At 43.7% G+C, this 23,479-nt stretch carries 25 protein-coding genes; 12 read left to right on the forward strand and 13 right to left on the reverse strand.

Annotated elements, in window-relative coordinates; genetic code table 11:
• Positions 1 to 93: 93 nt before the first annotated feature.
• Positions 94 to 339, reverse strand: coding sequence for a DUF6868 family protein (locus ACMXYR_RS09715; protein ID WP_415901408.1), 246 nt, complete (start codon positions 337 to 339; stop codon positions 94 to 96).
• Positions 340 to 494: 155 nt separating this feature from the next.
• Between ACMXYR_RS09715 and ACMXYR_RS09720 the strand changes: the two genes are divergently transcribed.
• The gene (locus ACMXYR_RS09720) at positions 495 to 791 is read left to right on the forward strand and encodes a hypothetical protein (RefSeq protein ID WP_415901409.1); all 297 of its coding nucleotides are present in this window, start codon (positions 495 to 497) and stop codon (positions 789 to 791) included.
• Between the two features lie 176 nt (positions 792 to 967).
• Here the strand turns inward: ACMXYR_RS09720 and ACMXYR_RS09725 are convergent, their stop codons facing one another.
• Positions 968 to 1,228: a hypothetical protein gene (locus ACMXYR_RS09725; RefSeq protein ID WP_415901410.1), complete on the reverse strand. Its 261-nt coding sequence runs from the start codon at positions 1,226 to 1,228 to the stop codon at positions 968 to 970.
• Positions 1,229 to 1,332: 104 nt separating this feature from the next.
• Positions 1,333 to 1,980 carry a glutathione S-transferase family protein gene (locus ACMXYR_RS09730; protein ID WP_415901411.1) on the reverse strand — a complete coding sequence of 216 codons (648 nt, stop codon included), beginning with the start codon at positions 1,978 to 1,980 and terminating at the stop codon, positions 1,333 to 1,335.
• 126 nt (positions 1,981 to 2,106) lie between these two features.
• Here ACMXYR_RS09730 and ACMXYR_RS09735 point away from each other — a divergent pair, with 126 nt between their 5' ends.
• A complete protein-coding gene (locus ACMXYR_RS09735; RefSeq protein WP_415901412.1) occupies positions 2,107 to 2,511 on the forward strand; it encodes a winged helix-turn-helix transcriptional regulator in 405 nt (134 codons plus the stop codon).
• Between the two features lie 56 nt (positions 2,512 to 2,567).
• On the opposite strand, the gene ACMXYR_RS09740 is transcribed toward ACMXYR_RS09735, so the two are convergent.
• The gene (locus ACMXYR_RS09740) at positions 2,568 to 3,497 is read right to left on the reverse strand and encodes a LysR family transcriptional regulator (protein ID WP_415901413.1); all 930 of its coding nucleotides are present in this window, start codon (positions 3,495 to 3,497) and stop codon (positions 2,568 to 2,570) included.
• 142 nt (positions 3,498 to 3,639) lie between these two features.
• On the opposite strand from ACMXYR_RS09740, the gene bdcA reads away from it, so the two are divergent.
• The gene (gene bdcA / locus ACMXYR_RS09745; RefSeq protein ID WP_415901414.1) at positions 3,640 to 4,353 is read left to right on the forward strand and encodes an SDR family oxidoreductase; all 714 of its coding nucleotides are present in this window, start codon (positions 3,640 to 3,642) and stop codon (positions 4,351 to 4,353) included.
• 68 nt (positions 4,354 to 4,421) lie between these two features.
• Positions 4,422 to 5,006 carry an FMN-dependent NADH-azoreductase gene (locus ACMXYR_RS09750; RefSeq protein WP_415901415.1) on the forward strand — a complete coding sequence of 195 codons (585 nt, stop codon included), beginning with the start codon at positions 4,422 to 4,424 and terminating at the stop codon, positions 5,004 to 5,006.
• Positions 5,007 to 6,034: 1,028 nt separating this feature from the next.
• On the opposite strand, the gene ACMXYR_RS09755 is transcribed toward ACMXYR_RS09750, so the two are convergent.
• From ACMXYR_RS09755 to trmH, 3 genes are read right to left on the reverse strand one after another with little or no spacing between them, the layout of a single operon-like run.
• Positions 6,035 to 7,423 carry a sigma-54-dependent transcriptional regulator gene (locus tag ACMXYR_RS09755; RefSeq protein WP_415887771.1) on the reverse strand — a complete coding sequence of 463 codons (1,389 nt, stop codon included), beginning with the start codon at positions 7,421 to 7,423 and terminating at the stop codon, positions 6,035 to 6,037.
• 11 nt (positions 7,424 to 7,434) lie between these two features.
• Entirely contained in the window at positions 7,435 to 9,492 is a 2,058-nt protein-coding gene (locus ACMXYR_RS09760; protein ID WP_415901416.1) for a sensor histidine kinase, read from the reverse strand.
• A 54-nt stretch (positions 9,493 to 9,546) separates the two neighbouring features.
• Positions 9,547 to 10,263, reverse strand: coding sequence for a tRNA (guanosine(18)-2'-O)-methyltransferase TrmH (gene trmH / locus ACMXYR_RS09765; protein ID WP_415901417.1), 717 nt, complete (start codon positions 10,261 to 10,263; stop codon positions 9,547 to 9,549).
• 100 nt (positions 10,264 to 10,363) lie between these two features.
• Between trmH and ACMXYR_RS09770 the strand changes: the two genes are divergently transcribed.
• The 6 genes from ACMXYR_RS09770 (at position 10,364) to ACMXYR_RS09795 (ending at position 16,741) form a co-directional block, all read left to right on the forward strand.
• Entirely contained in the window at positions 10,364 to 11,230 is an 867-nt protein-coding gene (locus ACMXYR_RS09770) for a prephenate dehydratase (protein ID WP_415884212.1), read from the forward strand.
• Between the two features lie 436 nt (positions 11,231 to 11,666).
• Positions 11,667 to 11,936, forward strand: coding sequence for a metalloregulator ArsR/SmtB family transcription factor (locus ACMXYR_RS09775; protein WP_415901418.1), 270 nt, complete (start codon positions 11,667 to 11,669; stop codon positions 11,934 to 11,936).
• A gap of 6 nt (positions 11,937 to 11,942) precedes the next feature.
• Positions 11,943 to 12,953 (forward strand): ArsJ-associated glyceraldehyde-3-phosphate dehydrogenase, encoded by a 1,011-nt coding sequence (locus tag ACMXYR_RS09780; protein WP_415901419.1) that lies wholly within the window; start codon positions 11,943 to 11,945, stop codon positions 12,951 to 12,953.
• Positions 12,950 to 14,161: an organoarsenical effux MFS transporter ArsJ gene (gene arsJ / locus ACMXYR_RS09785; protein ID WP_415901420.1), complete on the forward strand. Its 1,212-nt coding sequence runs from the start codon at positions 12,950 to 12,952 to the stop codon at positions 14,159 to 14,161. The genes ACMXYR_RS09780 and arsJ overlap by 4 nt, the downstream gene beginning before the upstream one ends.
• A 120-nt stretch (positions 14,162 to 14,281) precedes the next feature.
• Positions 14,282 to 15,268 (forward strand): GGDEF domain-containing protein, encoded by a 987-nt coding sequence (locus ACMXYR_RS09790; RefSeq protein ID WP_415901421.1) that lies wholly within the window; start codon positions 14,282 to 14,284, stop codon positions 15,266 to 15,268.
• Between the two features lie 177 nt (positions 15,269 to 15,445).
• Complete coding sequence (locus ACMXYR_RS09795) at positions 15,446 to 16,741, forward strand: Na+/H+ antiporter NhaC family protein (RefSeq protein WP_415901422.1); 1,296 nt, start codon at positions 15,446 to 15,448, stop codon at positions 16,739 to 16,741.
• Positions 16,742 to 16,815: 74 nt separating this feature from the next.
• Here the strand turns inward: ACMXYR_RS09795 and tcdA are convergent, their stop codons facing one another.
• The 6 genes from tcdA to ACMXYR_RS09825 all read right to left on the reverse strand — a co-directional run bounded on the left by tcdA (position 16,816) and on the right by ACMXYR_RS09825 (position 21,600).
• Positions 16,816 to 17,616 (reverse strand): tRNA cyclic N6-threonylcarbamoyladenosine(37) synthase TcdA, encoded by an 801-nt coding sequence (gene tcdA / locus ACMXYR_RS09800; protein ID WP_415887763.1) that lies wholly within the window; start codon positions 17,614 to 17,616, stop codon positions 16,816 to 16,818.
• Between the two features lie 31 nt (positions 17,617 to 17,647).
• Entirely contained in the window at positions 17,648 to 17,866 is a 219-nt protein-coding gene (locus tag ACMXYR_RS09805) for a hypothetical protein (RefSeq protein WP_415884205.1), read from the reverse strand.
• Entirely contained in the window at positions 17,863 to 18,561 is a 699-nt protein-coding gene (locus ACMXYR_RS09810; protein ID WP_415901423.1) for a TIGR01621 family pseudouridine synthase, read from the reverse strand. Before ACMXYR_RS09810 ends, ACMXYR_RS09805 begins: the two co-directional genes overlap by 4 nt.
• Positions 18,562 to 18,749: 188 nt before the next feature.
• Positions 18,750 to 19,463: a DnaA regulatory inactivator Hda gene (gene hda / locus ACMXYR_RS09815; protein ID WP_415887761.1), complete on the reverse strand. Its 714-nt coding sequence runs from the start codon at positions 19,461 to 19,463 to the stop codon at positions 18,750 to 18,752.
• Positions 19,453 to 20,553 (reverse strand): AI-2E family transporter, encoded by a 1,101-nt coding sequence (locus ACMXYR_RS09820; RefSeq protein ID WP_415887760.1) that lies wholly within the window; start codon positions 20,551 to 20,553, stop codon positions 19,453 to 19,455. Before ACMXYR_RS09820 ends, hda begins: the two co-directional genes overlap by 11 nt.
• Before the next feature lie 12 nt (positions 20,554 to 20,565).
• Positions 20,566 to 21,600, reverse strand: coding sequence for a DUF2066 domain-containing protein (locus ACMXYR_RS09825; protein WP_415901424.1), 1,035 nt, complete (start codon positions 21,598 to 21,600; stop codon positions 20,566 to 20,568).
• Positions 21,601 to 21,763: 163 nt separating this feature from the next.
• Here ACMXYR_RS09825 and purM point away from each other — a divergent pair, with 163 nt between their 5' ends.
• Positions 21,764 to 22,822 carry a phosphoribosylformylglycinamidine cyclo-ligase gene (gene purM / locus ACMXYR_RS09830; RefSeq protein ID WP_415884199.1) on the forward strand — a complete coding sequence of 353 codons (1,059 nt, stop codon included), beginning with the start codon at positions 21,764 to 21,766 and terminating at the stop codon, positions 22,820 to 22,822.
• Between the two features lie 8 nt (positions 22,823 to 22,830).
• On the forward strand, positions 22,831 to 23,478 hold the full coding sequence (purN, locus tag ACMXYR_RS09835) for a phosphoribosylglycinamide formyltransferase (RefSeq protein ID WP_415901425.1): 648 nt from the start codon (positions 22,831 to 22,833) through the stop codon (positions 23,476 to 23,478).
• Position 23,479 lies beyond the last annotated feature (1 nt).

A 23,479-nucleotide genomic window follows, 5' to 3' on the forward strand; every position in this document is an offset into this window, starting at 1 on the left:
CTTGTTTGATGCTCATAAAACCATCGTCTCGGATGTGGCTGTCATTGTCAATTTCTCAATTGTTGTATTTATTTCGACAGTGAGAGTCTTGCTTCAATAGCCCATCAGCTTTAACGACAGGTAAGGAATAATAAACAGGCATAACGACAGCAATTTAAAATTGGCTAAGTATTTAAAGTACAAAGCAGGCAAGTGCTCCTCACTAACGCCCAGCAACCTTGAATGCAGAGGAATAACCAACGAGCGCATGAGCATCAAAGCCAGCGTAGTAAAAAGGAGAACAGCAATACTTAAAATTGAACCCCAGCCAAAGAACGCCGTAATCTGATCAACACTCATATCGAATCCTCCCTATCTTCAATAAGTAGTTTAGGCGGTTAGGTAAGAAAAGAGCTTTGATCGTTCAATTGTTTTTCTAATTCATCGTTCAATAACTATACTGACTCCAAGCGAGTATGTAGTCCGCGCATAAAGCTATCATAGGATGAGTGCGCATGAATAATCGTATGGGGCAGTGGTTCTACCTTCCATTTCTATTGATTTCATTGGTTGGATGCTCAGGAAAAGCAAATGAGATAACCAAAACTCGAAGTTATGAAAACATGTACTGTTACAACGGAGGTCGCGCAAATGAATATAGCTGCGACCCTAAACTTGCCTCCCCCCAACCTGACATGCATCCAGAAGAAATAGACGAAGTTTGGATGTATATAACGCTTTGGGAAATAAAAGCGTGGCTGCGAGATCTAAAAGCAGAAAGCTCTAAACCATCTAGTCCGTTAATACCGTAGTAGTATTTAACCAATAGAATATTATTGAATAACCCATCCAATAGACGAGATTGATCTACGTACGCATAACCTTATTGCTCTATAACGTCTCTCAAACTATCCAATTAATGGATAGCTTAATAATAAAGGAAGAAAATACTCATGTTTGGTATGCGATTTAACAGGTAATGACCGGTTTATCCACAATCCCCTCCAGAGCATCCTCCATCTGAACCACCCGAGGAACAAGTGCCATCAGCCTTAGTATGCAAGCTTGGCAAAATCTTTTTAGGTACTAGTAGCACCCCCAGTAAAGGAATAAACCAAACTACTAGATAAGATAATACTCTCTCGTTCTTCGTTGAACCTACTGATCGCGCAATAACCCGAGTAACCTTGATATTCACAAAAAATACAAGAAACACGAATATTGCTGCTATTGCTACTAGTTCTTCCATATTCGACTATTCCTAACGCTTAACGCAGCGGTGCGAAGTGAATTAAAGGGCTTTGACTTCTTTAACCTGGCCCCCTTTAATCTATGGCTTCCTTAAATTCATATTTAATCTGCTGGCTTCCTACCTATACTATCAGGCGCTGCCTGAGTCGAAGCCCAATGAGTATTTCCTCTTATACGATCATAAAAACGAACAATATTCGGAAAGCGCTCCCATTCAATAGGCATTGCTGCTTGAAACATTTCAACATGACCTAGTGCATAGTCCGCAAGTGTCCAGTCATCACCCACAATAAACTCACGATCTTCTAAATGCTTTTCAAGCACGGGACCATAGCGATTAAATTCTTCTGTATAAAAATCAACGATTGCCTGATTAGTCTCACCTAGCCCAAAAGAAGGCTTAGCCACGGCTTGAAAAGCAATAACACCTAGCGCTTTGTTAAAATGAGCGAGCTCCCAGCACAGCCATTTTAATACCTCCGCCTTTCCTGCAGCATGCACAGGCAACAAACTCTGATTAGTCGTGGTTTCGCATAAGTAAGTATTAATTGCATTAGACTCCCAAAGAACAACCTCGTTATCCGCCAGAGTGGGTGACAGACCGTTTGGGTTCAGCTTCAAGTATTCCTCAGTTTGCGTATCACCTGCAAAGATATCCAGCCAAATCAATTCAGGCGTCAACCCCAAATGACGAACAACGGAAAGCACTTTTCTGCCATTAGGCGAACCATTAATTAAATACAGCTTCATAGAACGTTTCCTTTAATTCCTTTAATTCCTTTAAAGACTTTGCAGACAAATCACTTGCAAAACGAAAGTAATATAAAGCTAATCCAACAACTTTCGTTTTGCAAGTAATGTAGTTATATTATCTTCATGAAAAAGACATTACGCTCATCCTGCCCGATAAACTTTGGCCTTGAAATATTTGGTGATCAATGGAGCCTGATGATCATTCGCGACATAGTGTTTAATCAAAAAAGCACTTATGGCGACTTTCTAAATTCTGCAGAAGGCATCTCAACCAATATATTAGCCAAGCGATTAACACACCTATTGGAGTCAGGTTTACTGACAAAGCATAAGTGTCCTGATAATGGTCGAATTATTCGCTATGGACTAACCGACAAAGGCAAGTCACTTATTCCTGTACTGCTTGAGATGATTATCTGGGGAGCAGACAATGGTGAGCATAATCCATCACTATCTGCATGGGCTAATGCCATTCGCACGGATAAGGAGCAAGCTTTAAAAGATGCTTTGGCACGGCTTGAGCAGTAAAACTGCCGTTCTGTTTAGATTTTTCCCTCTTTAATTCGCCTCCAAGCAAGAAACGATTAGTTAACAGTACCGTTCTCCAAGAATTGCTCCCAGTAAGGTTCATCTCCAAAATACGAAGCGAGAAAATCGATAAAAGCTCTGACACGTGCCGGCACATGTTTAGTATGCGGATACACAGCATAAATATTCATTGCATACCACTGATAGTCGGTCAGAACTGGGGTTAATACCCCCCTTTTCACTGCGCCATGGACAATAAAACTAGGCTCGCAAAGAATACCTAGACCAGCTACAGCAGCCTCCACCAGTGCATCGCCATTTGTAGAGCGCATGCGCAAAGGCACCTTAATACTGCCAGTGTTATTTTCTTGATCACGGAAATACCAAATATCAGGCTGACTTAAATTTCCGTAGCAAAGCGCAGGCATCCCGGCCAAATCTTCCGGTTTGTTCGGCGTACCGTATTGGGTTAAGAACTCAGGTGATGCACAAACCACATGACGTACCACAGCCAATTTTCTTGCCATGAGAGAAGAATCTTCCAACGTACCGATGCGAATCGCCAAATCGATCCCCTCCTCAACTAAATCGACACGCCTGTCACTCATATCCAGATCTATCTTGACCTCAGGATGTAAATGCATAAAGGCAGCAATCGCTGGTGAAAGGTGTGCCACACCAAAGCTCAATGGCGTAGCTATTTTTAGAGTACCGCTAAGAGAAGTAGCGGCATTACTAGCCTCTTGCTTGGCCTCCTCAAAGTCATCCAACAGTTTGCCGCAACGTTGATAAAACCTTTCGCCAACTTCAGTTAAATGCATTTTTCTCGTCGTACGCTGTATTAACTGGACACCCAAACTAGATTCCAGTTCTTTTAATCGACGACTTACAGCAGAAACCGCAACATCCATTTTCTCTGCTGCCTTACTGATGGAACCGCTCTCAACTAAAGCCACAAAGGTTTTTATTTGGCTAAATTCATTCATATTTTCATTATATTTCTGAAAAACGCAAAAGTCTTTTACCAGCACCAATGTTTTTACTTATTTAAGCAATAATTATAGTAAGCCACGTGTCTTGACGACAGACCCAATAGCAATTTGAAGACCGAAAGGAAAAGACAGAGATATGGCAACCTTAACAAACAAAAAAGCGCTGGTATTAGGTGGTAGCAGAGGCATTGGTGCGGCGGTGGTAGCGCGTTTACAGCAAGAAGGTGCTGCAACTAGCTTCACCTATGCAAACTCCGATCATGCAGCAACAGAAGTGGCAGCCAATACAGGTGCTAAGCCTATTAAAGTAGATAGTAGTAATCGCGAAGCCTTGGCCGCGGTGATTCAAGATCAAGGCGCATTGGACATCCTAATTATCGCTGCGGGCGTATTGATCATGGGCAACCCATTAACGCAAAGCCCTGAGGCTATAGATCACATGCTGGATGTAAATGTACGTAGTCCTTATCACGCAAGTATAGAAGCGGCCAAAAGCATGAATCAAAGCGGCAGAATTATTGTAATTGGCTCAGTCAACGCGGATCGAATGCCAATGGCAGGTGGGACTGCTTATGCTCTTACAAAGTCGGCTATGCAGGGGTTAGTTCGTGGTTTAGCAAGAGATTTAGGCGACAGGAATATTACCGTAAATAATATTCAACCAGGCCCCGTAGATACCGAAATGAATCCGAAAGATGGGCCAATGAAAGAAACCATGCACTCTTTCATGGCAATTAAACGTCACGCTCAAGCTAGCGAAATTGCCGGCATGGTGGCATACCTCACAAGCGATGAGGCAAGTTTTATTACCGGTGCCCAACATACAATTGACGGCGGCTTTGGCGCTTAATCACTTTCATACATTCCAAAATGGTTGCAACGTTGTTGCAGCCACACACCCATAATATTGAGAAGAATATGATTAATAAAATTTTACGTATAGATGCCAGCATGCGAAAAAAAGGCTCTTACAGCCGCACACTAAGTGACCATCTCATTGAAGCATTAAAAAATAAGAATCATACGACGGTTAAAACGCGTGATTTGGCCAACGGTATTCCTCTTATCACTGAGGCTTGGATAAAAGCAAACCTCACCGACATTGACGAGCGCACTGCTGAACAACGATCCGTACTATCCTGTTCAGACGCTTTAATCAGTGAACTTAAGGAAGCAGACACTTTAGTGATTGGCCTGCCAATCTATAATTTCCATGTACCTGCGGCATTTAAAGCCTGGATAGATCAGATAGCCAGAGCCAAAGTAACATTTCGTTATGGAGAGAAAGGCCCGGAAGGTTTACTAAAAAATAAAAAAGCCTATGTCATCTTAAGCTCGGGTGGAACGCAGCTAGGTACCGACATTGATTTTGTGTCTGACTACATTCAGCACACCCTTGCCTTTATCGGCATTAAAGACGTCATCATCATCGACAGCTGCGGTATTGGCAGAAATGAGGAAAAAGTGATCAGTAATGCGCAGGCAATAATAAATAAGCTTTAAACACAGCTCCAAGTAAATAACATTATGTGAAAAATAGAATTAAAGGGCTTCGATCCCTTTAATCTTTTTGAATTATTCTTATCGCTTATATTTTGTGAAGCTGAAAATAACCCCTGGAGCTAATAGTATCATTCCAACGCCTAACAAATACCATTCGTAACCATCAAATAAAACTTCCTGAGGAAGTAGGTCTAAGTCGCCAGCTAATTTAGGCACAGACAACAGCATAAAAGGGAAAGCGATAAAGTCTAAAAAGATGAATTTAACTGGGTAATTATTGTCCCTTAAAAAATTCAAACCATACCACCCTTGTGAGTTCTAACGCTTTTGTAATGGGCTGCATTGCTGCGAAGCAGCGCAGTTTGCGGTCCAGCCCGAAGGGCGATTATTAACAAACTTGTTATAGTTCATTATTCAGTGCAAACCGTATGAAATGGAAGGCCATCTTTATACGCATAGTATTCAACGCATTTCCTTCCATTCGAGGTGATTTCTCGCTTTCCTGAATCTAGGAACTCAAAGGCCTCACCGTAGGATACAAACCCATTTTGGTTTATATCCATTTCACTCCAAGAGTATCTATCATCGCTGATTAGTACTAAATATGGAGCAACCCCTATGATGAGGAACAGAGCCAATATTGAGATTACCGGTTTGATATTCATCATACTCTTTATGAGCTATAACATTTGTATATACGGGGGTCCGTATATCTACCCCGACCGCATTTATTGGAAACAGATGTAACAAATTGAAAAGTAAGGATTAATTCTGAAAAGCGAAAGATTCTTCCATGACAAACCGCGCATGCGCTATATCAAGTGATATACGGGGTCCGTGTATCTACCCGCGCTCGACTTCCATCTGTCTGATTTAGTTAACTTTTTAACCTAGCTTAAGATTCAATACAAGCAATACGGCTTAGCAAAAATTAGCAAAAAAATTCATAAACTCTACACTGCTCGAGATATACTGTCCAAATCAACAGTTTTTTGATGTAGATAGTACAGAGTTTTTACTAACTCAATTTAAGTGTAATCAGCCCTATTTATCCCGTACTTCGCCATCTTCTGGTTTAGCGTACGTCTTGGCAGGTCTAAGGCATCCATCACCGCTTTGATATTGCCTTGATGCTGTTGCAAAGAGCGTTTGATTACTTCGGCTTCAAAACCTGCAACTTGTACAGCTAAAGGTTGGCTTATATCCCCTTCAAGGTGTGAAGCCTGAAGAGTGCTGTTATCTGGGAAGAGGATATCACTGACCGACACGCGCTTATCCAAAGCATATCTCATGGCGATATTTTTTAGTTCGCGAACATTGCCCGGCCATTGGTAACTTTGCAGAGTGCGGAAGTCTTGTTCAGGTAGTGATCGCTGCTCTTTATCGTGAGATTCTGAGGTCATACGCACATAGTGTTCAAACAATAATGGCGTATCTTCTAAACGATCTCGCAATGGTGGGATATGTAATTGCGATACGTTTAGGCGATAGAAAAGGTCTTCTCGGAAATCGTCCTCTTCTCGAAGATCAGTTTTAGCCGCAGCAATGACACGGAGATCGACTTTGATCGGTGAATTACCACCTAGGCGCTCGATCACACCTTCCTGCAGTGCACGTAGCAGTTTAATTTGCAGATGCAGAGGCATGCTTTCGATCTCATCAAGAAAGAGCGTGCCACCACTGGCGTATTCAAACTTACCGATTCGGCGTTTAGCTGCACCGGTAAAGGCTCCGGCTTCGTGACCAAATAACTCACTCTCTATCAAAGACTCTGGAATCGCTCCACAGTTGATCGGTACAAAGTGCTTGTCTTTACGATGACTAAATTCGTGCAGTGATTGCGCCACCAGCTCTTTACCGGTGCCTGTTTCGCCGTAAATGATGACATTAGTATCTAGATCAGCCAGCGTGAGGATCTCTTGCTTTAAGCGCCTAATCGCTGGTGAAATACCAATTAAGCGCTGATCGATGCCGCTGGATGAAGCTAAATTTTGTTGTAGACGAAGGTTATCCAACATCAGGCGGCGCTTTTCGCAGGCACGTTGGATTGTCTCTACAAGTCGCTCAGGGTTAAAAGGCTTTTCGATAAAATCGTAAGCACCCTTTCTCATGGCACCAATGGCCATATCAACATCGCCATGACCAGTCACGAGAACCACAGGAAAACCGGGTACGGTCTCCAATATTTTGTCCATCAACTCTAAGCCGGTCATCTCTGGCATTTTGACATCACTGACAACGATACCGGGAAAATCAATTTGGATATGGCTTAGAGCCTGCTGGCCGCTATCACAGCCAATCACATCAAAACCGGCCATTTGTAACCATTTTTCGGTAGATTTCCGCACCATGGCTTCATCATCGACCAATAAAACAGTACCTCTGGATGACTGATTTGGTGATTGCTTATCTGTCATTACGACCTTCTCTAATTAGTTTCACAAATAGGTAATTGCAAGGTAAACACAGCCCCGCCCTGCTCGGTATTCCCTGCACTGATATCACCATTTAAATCACGCATGATGGATTTAACAATCGCTAAACCTAAGCCTAGGCCATCGCCCATTGGTTTAGAGGTGATAAATGGATCAAATAGATTAGCCAATAACGCAGGATCGATACCTACCCCGCTGTCTATAACCTGCAGTTGTAACTGCTGAGAATTGCTATCTTCTAGCAATTCAATCTGGAGCTCTTTATCTGCCCTACCCTGCATAGCATCGATAGCATTCTTAACAAGGTTAACGACAACCTGCTCTAAACGGGCATTATCACCTAGAACATAAAGTGTTTTTTCAGGTAGTTCTAACTTAAGCCGCACATCTTCATCAGCGATACGCTGCTTGAACATCTGCAGAGAGTTTTCGAGCACCATCTGTATTGAGACCGGCTGCTTTTGTTCAGGCTTTTTGTAAGCGTAGGTTTTGAGCTGAGCGGTAATTTGCGCCATGCGCTGTGTAAGCCCATCTACTTCTAGCAAGCTTTCTTCTAGCATTTCAGGCTGAGCCATCACCTGTCGGCAGATCGCTACGTAATTCCTAATCGCTGTTAGAGGCTGATTCAGTTCGTGCACAATTGCAGTGGACATACGACCAAGTACCGCCATTTTACCGGCCTGAACTAACTCTTCTTGTGCTTCTCTTAAAGCTAATGTTCGCTCTTCAACTTTGTGTTCTAGAGACTCATTGGCTCTCTGCAATTGGATCTCCAAACCTTTACGTCTGGAGATATCGATAACCGTTACCAAAAACTGCTTTGCCTCATACCCCTGCATTTTTCGGATAGAGATCAATAGAGGGAACTCAGTACCATCACTTCTGGAACCTACCGCCTCATAACCCACCAGCGGGGAAAACCCCTTTTCACCTAATCGATGCAACACCCTCGCAATTGGGGTAATCCCATCAGAAGCCAGCAATTCCAACAAAGGTTTAGCAAGGATCAATGGTATAGACACAGCAAACTGCTGCAGCGCCATATCGTTAGCAAAAGTGATATGGCCTCTCTCATTGATAAGCAGTAAGCCAACCTGTGCGTTATTAATAATCGCTTTTTGTTGCGCTTCACTTTTCGCTAGAGTCTCACGGGTGACGTTCTGCGAGCGTAGCTTTAACTGTCTCTCTCTAAACCACAAAGCGAACAGCCCAAGCGCGATACAACCACCAAAGGAAAACAGTGCGGCATTTCTGACATTCCGTTTTACTACATCAGTATCAGTGAGGACCGAAACCTGCCAACTTAAATCATCTAGCGCTACGGAGCGTGACAGCCATTGATCTGAACCTCGCTTCCAAAGCCGTGTAACAACCCCACTTGTTAACAGGGTTACTTCAACATCAACCTGTTCTTTGATGCTTTTGAAACGATTAAAAGGTGCAGTGGTATAAAAAATAGTGCCTGTTTGATCCCTTAAAATCACTTCGCCGGTGGAGCGTAGCTTTTTAACCATCGCTTCTAGCTCAACCCGGACCACTGCAGCGCCCGAAAATTGTGTGCCGTTATAGACAGGTGAAGACAAAAAGTAAGCGGGGGATTGATTATGTTCATTCAAACTAAATTGGCCACCTCGGTGACCCGCCAACGCTTGTTTATAGTAATCTTGTTTTCGATGTGATCGTTGAATGAATTCCTGTTCATCCCGCCAATGGCTGTAGGCTGCCGTATTACCCTCTGAGTTCAAAACAAATAGAGAGGATGAACCCGCAACAAGGTTAATCTGTTCTAAATAAAGACTAACTTCTCTAGCTATGCTCGGAGAGGGATCGACCAAAAGCGCTTTAACATCGGTATCTTGAGAGATCAAAAACGGCAAATAACGATACTCATCTAATGCCGATCTTAACTGAGTGATAACTTTTAAAAGCTCATCAGAGCCCTGCTGGTGAAGGTTTTGCAGGGTCCAATCACGCGCAAAGGTAACAACCTGCCATGTACAAACAAGCGTTAGTAATAGGAAGAGAAGCGTGACAAGCAGTCGTCTGACCATTAGTGATTAATTCGAAACCCAAAAACTCAGATTAGCAGGGGTTCAGGGATTGAATCAAACAGCAATGCCGCGCCAATCATATTTATCTGCCTGACCTGCCTGTACGCGCTGATGCCAACCTGGTGCATCAATTACATCGCCAATGTTATCAAGCGGAGGATAAGCTAAACCTTTTTCTCTGCAGAACTTCGCCAGATCACGATTACCCCACTCAAAAAGGGTGCGAGAGATCTCTTCATCACTGAGGTGCTGCTGTTCATACAAACCAGCCAACATGCGTTGACGCTGAGCTTCTACCAGGATTATCCCTGCAGCTGTGGATACGTTAAGCGAACTTACCATCCCCATCATTGGGATAATGATATGCTGATCGGCCATCTCTGCCGCAACATCGCTCACACCCTGCTTTTCTGCGCCCATCAGCAACGCACATGGCTGCGTGTAATCAAACTCACGGTAATCTATTGCTTGATCGGTAAAATGTGCAGCCACCACTTTCATGCCTTGAGCTTTAACCGTATCTATCGCCGATTCGACTGATTCGTGCTGCCTGTTTTTAACGTAGAAATCACTGCCCTTAGCCGTACCACGGTAAGTACGGTAACCCTCTTTAGGCACAACAGAGTGAATGCTGTGAATACCAACGGCATCACAATTACGAATCAAAGCAGATAAATTTCGAGGTTTATTCACTTGATCAGCAATCAAACTTAGATCAGGCTGGCGGCGTTTAAGCACACTTAGCAGTTTTTCAGTACGTTCTGGCGTCATAAAACTATAATTGCAGGTAATTTAACTGCGCGAACAGTAACAGAGTTTTTATCTCTGTGTAATAATACGCGCCTCAATTTTCGTTAAACAGATAAAGACCATGACCAACCTGCCTGCCATTATTGCTTATCAAGGCGTACCGGGTGCTTATTCACACCTTTCATGCCGCAAAGCTCATCCAGAATTAGAAGCTAACGCCTGTGCAACTTTTTCGGACGCGATGTTTATGGTGGAGCGCGGTCAGGCACGTTTAGCGATGATCCCGCTCGAAAACTCAACAGCAGGTCGTGTAGAAGAGATCTACCGTTTAATGCCTAAAACTGAGCTACATATTGTCGGTGAACACTTTGAACCGGTGAATCACTGCTTGCTCGCACCAAAAGGCACAAAACTGGAAGATATCACTACGGTGGCATCTCACCCGCAAGCACTAGCACAATGCGATGGTCATATTAATGAACTTGGCATTAAGCCGGTTGCAAGCCTTGATACTGCTGGCGCAGCTGCTGAGCTAAGTGAAAAACAGACGCCAGGCCATGCGGCGATTGCCTCCAGCCTAGCGGCTGAACTTTACGACCTAGAAATTATCCGTGAGAACTTCCAAGACAAAACTGGGAATACAACCCGCTTCTTGATTCTTGCGCGTGACAGTCATATTCCTGCGCTAACCAACGGTTCACGCTTTATGACATCGATCATGTTTACGGTACGTAACATTCCAGCTGCGCTCTATAAAGCGCTGGGTGGATTCTCTACCAATGGCGTAAACATGTTGAAACTAGAGAGCTACATGGCGTCTGATACTATGACGGCGACGAGCTTCCACCTTGATGTCGAAGGCCACCCAGACCAAAAAGCGATGAAATATGCGCTACAAGAATTAGACTTCTTTGCCAAAGATGTGCGAATTATGGGCACTTACCCACTACATCACTTCCGTTTGGAAGACGATCAGATCATTGAGTAAATAGCCTGATAAACGGTTAAACCGCACAAACCTAATTGATACTTAGCTAAACTAAACGTAAGTATCAATTAGGTGATTACTTTCTGCACCAAAGTCCAATTTTGCACTGCACAAAAAATCAACATACTACACATGCACTTGCGGCTTAGCTATCAAGGACATGTGATAGCTTTCGAGCCCATCTGCATCCCATCTTCAACTCTGGCCTCGCCATGAGTTAACGCATTTTTTGCCCCTCTTTTAGAGGGGTTTTTTTATGCCTACAGAAAACAGTTATCTCAGTTCCCCCTCAAAATTTAACTCACTCACGCTAAGTCGCTATTGCTAGCCCTATAAATTTTTGCCATCATATATGGAAAAGCATATATATTGATTAGCTATGCAAGCCACTACTTTATTTAAGTGCTTATCAGACACCACAAGGTTTGAGCTGATAATGCTGATACATCACCACAAAACACTCTGTGTCTGTGATTTCACAACCTTACTTGAGTTGAGCCAACCTAAGATCTCACGCCACCTGGCTCAGCTAAGAGAACACGGAATCGTGAGTGATAGCCGCAAAGGTCGCTGGGTTTATTACAGTCTAAATAACCAACTTCCGGATTGGTGCCAGCGTGTCATAAACGAGACTTATCAAGCTAGCCAAACAGAGCTAGCAGAACTGCTAAATAAAAGCTTAACCTCAGAAAGCTGCTGTGAGTAATAAAAGATGACTATCAAAATTGGTATTAATGGTTTCGGCCGAATGGGCCGTTTGGTAATGCGTGCGGCTTGGGAATGGCCAGAATTTGAATTTATTCAGATTAACGATCCAATGGGCGATGCCGCTACACTAGCCCACCTGATGAACTTTGATTCTATTCACGGCACATGGAAATACGAAGCTGCAGCAACTGATACTGGCATGGTCATTAATAATCAACAGATTAGTGTTACTCACAACAGTCGTATCGAAGATACCGATTGGTCTGGGTGCGATCTTGTCTTTGAAGCCAGCGGTGTCATGAAGAAAAAGGCACTGCTAGATAAATATACAGAACAGGGTGTTAAGCATGTTGTTGTGACAGCGCCGGTAAAAGAGGAAGGCGTGCTCAACCTCGTGATGGGTATCAACCACCAGCTGTATACGCCGGGTGAATACCCAATCGTTACAGCGGCTTCTTGCACAACAAACTGCCTAGCTCCAGTAATTAAAGTTGTACATGAGAACCTTGGTATTAAGCACGGCTCAATGACCACGATTCATGACATCACAAACACGCAAACGATCTTGGATGCGCCACATAAAGATCTTAGACGTGCACGTGCTTGCGGTATGAGCCTTATCCCCACAACGACGGGATCTGCCAAAGCGATTACTCAGATCTTCCCTGAGCTAACAGGCAAACTAAATGGCCATGCAGTTCGTGTACCGCTAGCGAATGCTTCGTTAACCGACATGGTTTTTGAGCTAGAGCGTGAAACAACTGAAGCAGAAGTAAATGCGTTGTTTGCTGAAGCTGCTGAAAACTCCTTAAAAGGTATTTTGGGTTACGAAGAACGTCCGCTAGTTTCAATCGACTACCGTACCGACCCTCGTTCTTCCATCATCGATGCTCTATCCACCATGGTGGTAAATGGCACACAATTGAAATTGTATGCTTGGTACGACAACGAATGGGGCTACGTAAACCGTACTGCCGAACTAGCTAAATACATCGCGATTGATTGTGAAAAATGAGTAATCTTGCCAACAGTGCCATCCGGCAATACATGGTCGTTACAGGTAATTACTGGGCCTTTACCTTAACGGATGGCGCGTTGCGCATGTTGGTTGTACTGCATTTTCACCAGCTCGGCTACGGTGCTCTCAGCATTGCACTGCTGTTTTTGTTTTATGAATTCTTTGGCGTTGTCACCAACCTATTTGGTGGATGGTTAGGCGCTAGAATTGGTTTAAATAAAACCATGAATATAGGGCTATCATTCCAGATCATCTCCCTACTCATGCTGACACTCCCAACGGAATACTTAAGCATACCTTGGGTGATGGCCGCCCAAGCCCTCTCAGGCATCGCCAAAGATCTGAATAAGATGAGTGCGAAGAGCGCGATTAAATCGCTCGTAGCAGAGAGTGCCCAAAGTACGCTGTTTAAATGGGTAGCAATCCTCACTGGCTCGAAGAATGCACTCAAAGGCGTTGGATTCTTCTTAGGCGGGGCTTTGCTTCACTTTGTCGGTTTCCAAGGTGCTATGTGGATCATGCTGATCGGCCTGATCATCATATTAAGCTGCAGCCTGATTTTGCTTAAAAAGAGCCTCGGGGTTTCCAAATCAAAACCGAAGTTCACAGAAGTTTTTTCTAAAAATAGAGCAATCAATATTCTCTCTGCAGCGCGTATGTTTCTCTTCGCATCTCGCGATATTTGGTTTGTGGTCGCCTTACCGGTTTACCTAAGTGAAACCATAGGCTGGGATTTTTGGATCGTCGGCAGCGTCATGGCTGGCTGGGTCATTATGTATGGCTTTATTCAGTCCATTGCCCCCAGCATTACTGGAAAAAGATCAAAAACACCACCTAGCGGGCGTAGTGCTGCGCTTTGGGCTGGGATACTCTGCTTTATACCCGCGTTGTTCGCATTAAGTTTAGGTAGTAATGAAGTTTGGATTCTACTCATAGGTTTAGCCATCTTTGGTGCTGTCTTCGCTCTGAATAGTTCGCTTCACAGCTACTTAATCGTTAGCTATGCACGTAAAGATGGCACTTCTCTCGATGTCGGCTTTTACTATATGGCAAATGCTATGGGTCGATTGATCGGGACAATTCTTTCAGGTGCAGTATTCCAAATCTGGGGGCTTGAGGCCTGCTTGTACTTCTCCTCATTGATGTTACTAATAACTGCAATTGTCTCTTTATGGCTACCGAAAGAGATATCTGTTTCAGCTTGAATTCCTCAATACCTCTCAGATAAATCACAGTTTTCAACAGCGCCTCTGATTTAAACAGCTAAACTTAGAAAACCAGTTAAACATAGATTTTTCAGCATATGCCATGCGGGGGCTACGCGAATGCAACCGACAGCTAAAGTCTCAGATTACTGTGACGTTTTTTTAGCCCTGACGGAACAACGCGATCAAAAAGCGCTGAATCAACTGCTGATTGAAACCTGTATCGATCTGTTTCCTCTGCATCATTTCTGGCTCTACAACTACGCAAACTTTGACCAGTCCACTGAAAAACTTATAGCCAGCAGCGAAAGCTCTGATGTATTCACATCAATGCTAGAAATCCCTGAATATATTCAGCATATTGAAGCACACGAGCCTGCCCGCTTTATTCGTGAAGAAGGTTATAGGTATTACAGCTTTAAAATTATTCAATCTCAAAACGGTGTCCTAATTACCAACTTGCCCGATACCTCGGACTTGATGCATGATGTGATTACCAAGCTAGTCTCAGTTTATGCCAACCAACGCTTTTTTATGTTCTCTGCGATGAATGATGCCCTGACTGGACTTTATAACCGCCAAGCATTTGATCAGCAAATGGATACGCTTCTTTTAAAGCAGCAATCCCAGCGGCGTAAAAATGACAAGTCATCTGAACCACATTGCTTTGCTCTCTTAGATATTGATCACTTTAAACAAGTCAATGATAACTTTGGACACCTGTTTGGTGATGAGGTGCTGTTGATTCTTTCACAGCAGATGCAAAAAACATTTCGAGATGAAGACTTAATGTTTCGCTACGGAGGCGAAGAGTTTGCCCTTGTGCTCAAAGAGATATCTTTAGATTCTGCATTGAATGTACTCGAACGATTCCGCACTCAAGTAGCACAAACCAATTTCCCCCAAATAGGCCAAGTGACATTGAGTATCGGGATCACAGAGATAACGAAAGGGCTTTCACTGCCAGCATTAATAGACCGAGCTGATCAAGCGCTTTACTTCGCAAAAAAACATGGCCGTGATCAGGTTCATTGTTATGAAACACTACAGAGTAATGGATACCTCAATCCACCCAGTGAACACGAGGGTGATATTGAGCTGTTTTAAGCGCATGACATTCAACTGATATAACTTAAAGGTAAGTTAACTGCAGTTTTATTCATTTCATTTACACCTACTTAAGTAGTATATTTCGCGCCTTATTCGAACAGCTGGTCAGATCCCGGCCGTTTGTCTTCTCCAATATTGAAACCATTACCCATGGTCTCTAATAGGATACTGTTAATGAATAACTCCTCCCCTGTTGCGTTGCTGCCATTAGGGCTTTTTTTAGCTCTGTTTATCGGCAGTGGAATTTACTACCAAGTTCAAGGTACAGAATTTGCCTTCTACCAAATATCTGCCCCTGTTGCGATTATCCCTGCGGTTGTCCTGTCGCTTTTTTTAACTAAAGGCACGCTCAACGAACGACTTGAAATCTTTATCAAAGGCATTGGCGATCAAACCATTATCACCATGGTTGTTGTCTTCCTTTTGGCAGGCGCATTTGCTTCAGTGGTAAAGGCAATAGGTGGCGTCGATGCAACGGTAAATCTCGGCCTGAACTATATACCCGAGTGGTTATTGCTCCCTGGCATCTTTGTGATTGCAGCGTTTATTGCTACCTCTATGGGTACATCCATGGGCACCATTGCGGCAGTAGCCCCAGTTGCTGTGGGTATTACTGAAGCTAGTGATCTATCTCTACTGCTAACGGTAGGCGCTGTTGTGGGCGGTGCTATGTTTGGTGATAACCTATCAATTATTTCGGATACGACAATCGCAGCTACTCGAACTCAGGGCTGTGAAATGAAAGATAAGTTCCGCCTTAACTTACTGATTGCACTCCCGGCCGCTATCATTACTATGGTCGTTCTTGCGCTTCAAAGCTCTACAGCAGGCGTATCTGAACAAAGTTACGAACTGATCAAAGTCGCACCCTACCTAACGGTTCTTATCCTAGCCATTGCAGGCTTGAATGTAATGCTGGTGTTATTGGTGGGTATTATTTTAGCTGGAGCCGTTGGCTTTATCACTGCGCCAGATTACAACATTGCGATGCTGTCAAAACAGATCTATGACGGTTACACCGGCATGCAGGAGATAATGATCCTATCAATGCTGATTGGCGGGCTAGGTGCGCTGATTAAGCATCAAGGTGGATTAAACTTTATAGCTTCAGCAATTGAAAAACTGACCGGAAAAAGCGGCGGTAAACAAGCGGGCGAATTCAGTATCGCAGCCAGCGTCGCGGCGACAAACCTATGTACGGCTAACAATACGGTATCTATCGTTATTGCCGGCTCGTTGGCGAAAGATATCGCACAACGCTATGGCGTAAATGCTAAACGCTCTGCCAGCCTAATGGATATTGTGTCCTGTGTGGTACAAGGCATTATCCCTTGGGGTGCTCAGATATTATTAGCCTCCTCTATCGCAAAAGTTTCTCCACTAGAATTGGTAACCTCAATCCAATACTGCTGGTTCTTAGGCTTAGCTGCGATTATTTCTATCCTAATTTCACGCCCAGGCTATAAATAACCAAAGCACAAAATAAGGCCAATAAAAAAGGGAGCTAAATACTCCCTTTTAAATTAGTTTTTAATCTTGCTGGGCTATTCACCTTGCCCCTGCCTTTCCCAGCGTAAACGCATTTTTTCTAATACGCGCGCTACGGCTGCAAAGCCGAAACTTGCTGTTACACAGGTCGATGCACCAAAGCCTCCCGCACAATCTAGTCGGGTATTGCCATCGGTAATACTCTTCTGCGCACAGACCGAACCATCAGGTTGCGGATAAACCAACTGCTCAGTGGAATAAACACAATCGACAGAGAATCGTCTGCCACTTTTACTGAATCGATAGTGTCTACGTAGGAAAGAGCGCACTTTAGCCGCGAGCGGGTCGTGATTGGTTTTGGCTAAATCACAAATATCAATTTTAGTTGGATCTGTCTGTCCACCAGCACCGCCCACGGTGATAATCGGAATCTTGCGATAGCTGCAATGGGCAATCAGCGCGGCTTTTTCTTTAACGCTATCGATCGCATCAATTACATAGTCAAACTCATTGGTAATCAGTTCTGGAATGTTTTCCCGTGTAATAAAATCTTCGATCTCATTTACTTCACATTCTGGATTGATCAGTTTGATACGCTCTGCCATCGCTTCGGTTTTCGAGCGACCCACATTACCGTCTACCGCATGAATCTGACGGTTGGTGTTGGTAATGCAGATATCATCTAGATCAATCAGTGTGATCTTACCAATTGCCGTTCTGGCTAAAGCTTCAGCCACCCAAGAGCCGACGCCACCAATACCAATCACACAAATATGAGATTGGCGGAACATATCAACCACATCCGTACCATATAGACGGCGTGTTCCACCAAAACGATTTTCAAAACCTGAGGACAACGTAACCTACCTCTATCGCTTTAAAACGAACTTAAAATTCGTCTTCAGTAATTTCGGTCAAAATCACGTGACCGCATTTAGCACATTTACCTTCGATAAATATGATGTCGTTTAATTCATATTCTTCAGGTTCAACCATTCCAAGATTCACTTCTTGGCAGTTGTCACACCATGTTTGCTCTAGAAAGGCCTTCTTCTCATCTGCATCACGTGATTCAAAATCACGTTCTATACGTTCACCTTCGCTCATTTTTGTGCCTTATCTTTTTCAGGTAACTTCGGCCAAGATAGACTCTCTGGCCGATCAAAATGTTCTTTAATGATATCCAATGCCTCTTGATCAAATTGATCGCCCTGCTCTGGACAGCTCTTATAAGTATATCGCTCACCACCACAACTAAATGCTAAAGAGTATGCGTGCAGATAGGTACGGTCTGATGTTTCACCACCGTAGGTATTATCCCCCAAAATTGGCGCACCTTCACTTTTAAGCGCAACCCTAATCTGGTGAGTTTTCCCCGTTGTCGGTTTAAGTAAAAACATTCTAAACCCTGGCTTCAGTGAGCAGCTAAAAAACTGTGTCACGGCTGGGTTTTGTCGGCTTTTTACAAGCTTCCAACTACCGCGCCTAGCCTTCTCCATATCCCCCATAATAAGCCCTTGCTTACGCTTTGGCTTATTAGTAGAGATAGCTAAATAGTATTTCGAAACCTCACGGCTTTTGAACTGATCAGCGAGTATTTTGGCAGCTTCAGCACTCTTGGCAAATACCATAAGACCTGATGTAATTTTATCTAAACGGTGCACCAGATAGATCTGATCTAAATCTAACTGTTGCTGCAACATCATGGTAAATCCTGCGTCCTCTTGATCTTTATGCACACTGATTCCTGCTGGTTTAACCACCACAACAAAATCACTGGTTTGATCAATTATCTGAAACACAGAATTTCCCGCCAAAAAATCGCGATCATGCGGGAGTTATAGAGATATTTCAAGGGGAGGAAAAGAACATCCCACCCCGGAAGTAAAAAATCGACTCTTACTTATAGCTTATCTATGTGTTTGAGTAGCTTATTAACTTTATCAGTATAGATATGAATGTGAATAGTTAGATTACAAGCGTTCGAAGACTAAAGCCCAGTCACTTCTTTAACAAAAGGAATGGTTATTTTACGTTGTGCACTTAGTGAGGCACGATCCAACGTATCTAATAAACAGGCTAAATCGTTCATATTGCGACTGGCATGATGAAGCAGAAAGCGTGCGACTTCATCTGAAAACTGTAACCCACGGGCACTTGCTTTCGCCTTAATTGCTTTTAACTTAACTTCATCGTTAAGCGCTTGAACCTGAAACACCATTCCCCAACTTAGTCGGGATGCTAAATCAGGTAGGTTAATTCCAAGATGACGCGGCGCAGCAGTTGAAGCAATGATAAGAGTATTGCCCTGCTCACGGATTCGGTTAAAGAAGTGGAACAACGCTTCTTCCCATGCTTTATTACCAGCAACGGACTCTATGCCATCGATACAAACCAGATCGAGAAACTCCATCCCTTCCAGAATGCCACCACCCATCTGTTTCAATTCATCCAGAGGGAGATAAGCCGCACTGCGACCTACAGGATCGGCTTCATGACATACCGCTTGGAGTAGATGAGTACAACCAACACCTTCACTACCCCAAATGTAAGTAAACTGCTCACCATCACCACTCGCGGCCGCTTTTAAACTCGCGCAAACCAGCTCATTGCCTTGAGCATAATAATTCTCAAAACGAGCATCATCTCGGAGACTAACCGATAGAGGTATTTGGAAAGGTTGTAATGGTTGTTTAGTTGTCATTAACTACTGGTTCGACTTGTTCTAACGCTTTATCTTCTTCTGAGCCGTACAATGTACTGCCTTTGTAACCTTCATGCAGGTGACGTAATAGCACCATAATAACAGCTGCAACAGGTAGAGCTAAGAGAACCCCAACAAATCCGAACAGCTGTCCGCCCGCCATAATAGCAAATATTACCGCAACAGGGTGTAATCCAATACGGTCACCTACTAATAATGGCGTAAGTAACATTCCTTCAAGCATCTGCCCAATAATAAAGACCACGCCGACGTAGCCTAGCACCATTGGGTCCTGGAATTGCATAAAAGCAGCGATTCCTGCCACCGCAATACCAATGATAAATCCCATATAAGGAACAATACTAGCAAGGCCCGCGATCATACCAACCAATAGCGCTAGATCAAGCCCTACGATCCATAAACCTACTGCATAAACAATTCCTAGAGCGACCATCACTAGTAGCTGGCCTTTCATAAACGCACCAAGTACCTCGTCACACTCACTGGCCCATAGAGAAACTTTAGGTTCGACATTACGTGGTAAAAGGCGTTTAACCTTAGCAATCATCACATCCCAATCACGCAACAAGTAGAAAGTAACTACAGGAATTAGTACTAAATTAGCCACCCACGCCACGATCGCGAGACCCGATCGCGTAATGCCTCCCAATAACTGCCCCATGATATCGCCGGTTTTTTGTAAATCACCAATCAAAACATCTTTAACATTGGCAAAACCAAACGTAGTAGGCTCCAGACTGAACGTCGCTAATATCCACGGAAAAATCTGTTCTTCAAAGAGCTGTATGGCTTGCGGTATACGGGCCAACAACGTCTGTATTTGATGCCCTAGTTGTGGAAGCAATAACAGGAACATCATAGCCACTAAGGCCGTCATCCCGATAAAAACAATGATAACGGAGCCTGTTCTAGACATCCCTAAATCTTCCAATCGATCAGCAATAGGGTCTGACAAATAAGCAAAGAGAGCCCCAACCAGAAACGGCGAAAGTATTGGAGAAAGTAGATACACCAAGCCGCCCAATACGACAGCAAGTATTAAGAAAAACCAACGTTGAGATTCAGTCATTTATCGTTCCTGCTATCCTTGCCAACGGTAGACCATTACCGCAGAACCATCTTGATTACGAAGACTATCAAGCATTTGTAATTGCGGTTCTAGTGAGATCGCTTGACGTAGCTGCTCTTCACTACCATCTAAGTTAAGTCTAACTGTAATTTGATTGCCTATTGCACGTTCAATTTTCACCTGACGGACAACAGATAAACGCTTTAGAAAATCAATCAATTGTACGTAATCCGATAGGTTAGAAATATTCTCTACTTGGACAGCAACGCCAGTCTGAAAATGACTGAGTTTATAACTTACGATCGGTTTAAAAAGGGTATCAGCCACTCGATTAATAACGGCATTAGCGACTTGATCTATATTGCCTGATTCAGCTAATGGCTGATTGATACCATCGTTAATAAATAAGCCTGCAACAGATACACCTTCTGATTCAGATTTGGTCAATCGACCAGCAATCACAGCATCAGGCTTATAGCGAGTTGAAGCTTGCGAAATTTGCTGATCTTTTAATATCCAAAGATCAGTAGGTGAAAGCGCTATTTGGTCAGTTAAGTCCAATATTGGGAATTGCAGCGGCAAACCACGTGATTTTGCAGAAAACTGCAAAGCTTTATAAAAAGAATCATTAGATTTGAGATAGTCTTGTTCACCCGATGCATTCGATGCAAACCACAGCAAGACAGTCGCTCTTTGCTCACCCAACGGCTTAAAACCTGTGCGGGTAACTAAACTATCGATAACCTCTGGGTGAAAATCTAAAACTAAATATCCCCCATCCTCTGTAGTGATGTAGCTAAATTGCTTTAACGTTCTAGCTGGTGCTTTAAGTTGAGACTGGATCTGATAATCATCGGCAATACTGGAATTTCCAGATACTTTAACCAGCACTTTTACTAGTCCAGAACTCACCTGAAGATCGCTAGGCGCAAGCCTTCGTTCTTCAATAGGCAGCGTCACCCGATAAAGATCAGTCACCGTACTTGCAATAACAAATTGAGACACTGTTAGCAAAAGCACGGCTATTAAGCTTCGCATCAAATCCATTAAACCGCCTGCAATAATTCTAAAAATATGAACTAACTTTACCATCCCATATAATTATTTCATATTCGTTGCCCAGATGAGTGTATTCAAGCGTGATAAAACGGTAGAATATGCGGCAATATTTTTCTTCCTCTTTCCTTGCACACGAAAGGTTAACTGATCCATGTCTACTGGTTCTGATAACAGCTCACTGAGCTATAAAGACGCTGGCGTTGATATCGACGCTGGTAACGCCCTAGTTGATCGAATTAAAGGCGTTGCTAAAAGCACAACTCGCCCTGAAGTTATGGGCGGCCTAGGTGGTTTCGGCGCACTATGCCGTATCCCTGAAGGCTACCGTAAGCCTGTACTTGTTTCTGGTACTGACGGTGTAGGTACAAAATTACGCCTAGCTATGGATCTAGGAAAGCATGACACCATCGGTATCGACCTAGTTGCGATGTGTGTTAACGATCTAATCGTTGCTGGCGCAGAACCTCTACTTTTCTTGGATTACTACGCAACAGGTAAACTTAACGTTGATACTGCTGCAGATGTAGTAAAAGGTATTGGCGAAGGTTGCTCCCTAGCAGGTGCTGCACTTGTTGGTGGTGAAACAGCTGAAATGCCTGGCATGTACGAAGGCGAAGATTACGATCTAGCTGGCTTCTGCACAGGTGTTGTAGAAGAAGACGAGATCATCGACGGCACTAACGTAAAAGTTGGTGACACACTGATCGGCCTAGCGTCATCTGGCCCACACTCAAACGGTTACTCTCTAATCCGTAAGATTCTAGAAGTAAGCGGCACTGAATTGACTGCAGATCTTGATGGCAAACCGCTAGCAGATGCTTTGATGGCGCCAACACGTATCTACGTTAAGTCACTCCTAAAACTGATCAAAGAATCTCAAGTAAATGCTCTATCTCACATTACAGGTGGCGGTCTACTTGAGAATATCCCACGTGTTCTTCCAGAGAATGCTAAAGCTGTAATCGATGTTAACTCTTGGACTATGCCAGCAGTATTCAACTGGCTACAAGAGCAAGGTAACGTTGATGCAACTGAGATGTACCGCACATTCAACTGCGGTGTTGGCATGGTTATCTGCGTACCTGCTGACAAGCAAGACGAAGCACTTCAGCTACTAAACGAAGCTGGCGAAGATGCTTGGGTTATTGGTTCAATTGCTGCTGCGCAAGCAGGTGAAGAGCAAGTTGAACTAGCTGGTCTGGAGGCGTAATTCGCCCGATGACTAAACGAATCGTTGTCCTGATCTCAGGAAGTGGTTCCAATCTCCAGGCTATAATGGATGCAATCGATGCCGGTCAAATTGATGGCCGCATCGAAGCCGTCCTCAGTAACAAAGCTGAGGCTTATGGCTTGGAGCGTGCCCGCAACTCCAATATCCCTACACTTGTTTTAAAACATACCGACTTTGATAGCCGGGAAAGTTTCGACCAAGCGATGATCAAACAGATTGATACTTATCAGCCTGACTTGATTGTTCTTGCAGGGTTTATGCGCATCCTTACCGCTGAATTTGTTCGACACTACAACGGCAGAATGTTTAACATTCACCCGTCGTTACTCCCTAAATACAAAGGCCTTCATACCCATCAGCGTGCAATTGATGCCGGTGATAAAGAACACGGCTGTACAGTGCACTTTGTATCTGAAGAGCTAGATGGTGGCCCACTGGCCATTCAGGGTAAAGTAAGCATAGATCTGGAAGATACGAGTGAGAGCTTGCAACAGAAAGTCCACAAAGTGGAACATATTATCTACCCTCAAGCGGTAAGCTTATTTTGTTCCGGCAGACTGATCTGGTCTGACGCTGGCGTTACCTTGGACGGTAAAGCAGCACCTACTCAGGGCTTTCAGCACGATCAAATTTAAT

The organism is Neptuniibacter sp. QD29_5, assembly GCF_047778125.1.
Taxonomy (GTDB): domain Bacteria; phylum Pseudomonadota; class Gammaproteobacteria; order Pseudomonadales; family Balneatricaceae; genus Neptuniibacter.

Bases quoted from the DNA above. Each gene is read 5' to 3' on its own strand.
- ACMXYR_RS09735 (WP_415901412.1), top strand. From the start codon at position 2,107: ATGAAAAAGACATTACGCTCATCCTGCCCGATAAACTTTGGCCTTGAA.
- ACMXYR_RS09750 (WP_415901415.1), top strand. From the start codon at position 4,422: ATGATTAATAAAATTTTACGTATAGATGCCAGCATGCGAAAAAAAGGC.
- ACMXYR_RS09760 (WP_415901416.1), bottom strand. From the start codon at position 9,492: ATGGTCAGACGACTGCTTGTCACGCTTCTCTTCCTATTACTAACGCTT.
- hda (WP_415887761.1), bottom strand. From the start codon at position 19,463: ATGACAACTAAACAACCATTACAACCTTTCCAAATACCTCTATCGGTT.
- ACMXYR_RS09755 (WP_415887771.1), bottom strand. From the start codon at position 7,423: ATGACAGATAAGCAATCACCAAATCAGTCATCCAGAGGTACTGTTTTA.
- ACMXYR_RS09715 (WP_415901408.1), bottom strand. From the start codon at position 339: ATGAGTGTTGATCAGATTACGGCGTTCTTTGGCTGGGGTTCAATTTTA.
- ACMXYR_RS09740 (WP_415901413.1), bottom strand. From the start codon at position 3,497: ATGAATGAATTTAGCCAAATAAAAACCTTTGTGGCTTTAGTTGAGAGC.
- ACMXYR_RS09720 (WP_415901409.1), top strand. From the start codon at position 495: ATGAATAATCGTATGGGGCAGTGGTTCTACCTTCCATTTCTATTGATT.
- ACMXYR_RS09775 (WP_415901418.1), top strand. From the start codon at position 11,667: ATGCTGATACATCACCACAAAACACTCTGTGTCTGTGATTTCACAACC.
- ACMXYR_RS09820 (WP_415887760.1), bottom strand. From the start codon at position 20,553: ATGACTGAATCTCAACGTTGGTTTTTCTTAATACTTGCTGTCGTATTG.
- ACMXYR_RS09790 (WP_415901421.1), top strand. From the start codon at position 14,282: ATGCAACCGACAGCTAAAGTCTCAGATTACTGTGACGTTTTTTTAGCC.
- ACMXYR_RS09825 (WP_415901424.1), bottom strand. From the start codon at position 21,600: ATGGATTTGATGCGAAGCTTAATAGCCGTGCTTTTGCTAACAGTGTCT.
- arsJ (WP_415901420.1), top strand. From the start codon at position 12,950: ATGAGTAATCTTGCCAACAGTGCCATCCGGCAATACATGGTCGTTACA.
- purM (WP_415884199.1), top strand. From the start codon at position 21,764: ATGTCTACTGGTTCTGATAACAGCTCACTGAGCTATAAAGACGCTGGC.
- ACMXYR_RS09780 (WP_415901419.1), top strand. From the start codon at position 11,943: ATGACTATCAAAATTGGTATTAATGGTTTCGGCCGAATGGGCCGTTTG.
- ACMXYR_RS09795 (WP_415901422.1), top strand. From the start codon at position 15,446: ATGAATAACTCCTCCCCTGTTGCGTTGCTGCCATTAGGGCTTTTTTTA.
- purN (WP_415901425.1), top strand. From the start codon at position 22,831: ATGACTAAACGAATCGTTGTCCTGATCTCAGGAAGTGGTTCCAATCTC.
- ACMXYR_RS09770 (WP_415884212.1), top strand. From the start codon at position 10,364: ATGACCAACCTGCCTGCCATTATTGCTTATCAAGGCGTACCGGGTGCT.
- trmH (WP_415901417.1), bottom strand. From the start codon at position 10,263: ATGACGCCAGAACGTACTGAAAAACTGCTAAGTGTGCTTAAACGCCGC.
- bdcA (WP_415901414.1), top strand. From the start codon at position 3,640: ATGGCAACCTTAACAAACAAAAAAGCGCTGGTATTAGGTGGTAGCAGA.
- ACMXYR_RS09725 (WP_415901410.1), bottom strand. From the start codon at position 1,228: ATGGAAGAACTAGTAGCAATAGCAGCAATATTCGTGTTTCTTGTATTT.
- ACMXYR_RS09730 (WP_415901411.1), bottom strand. From the start codon at position 1,980: ATGAAGCTGTATTTAATTAATGGTTCGCCTAATGGCAGAAAAGTGCTT.
- ACMXYR_RS09805 (WP_415884205.1), bottom strand. From the start codon at position 17,866: ATGAGCGAAGGTGAACGTATAGAACGTGATTTTGAATCACGTGATGCA.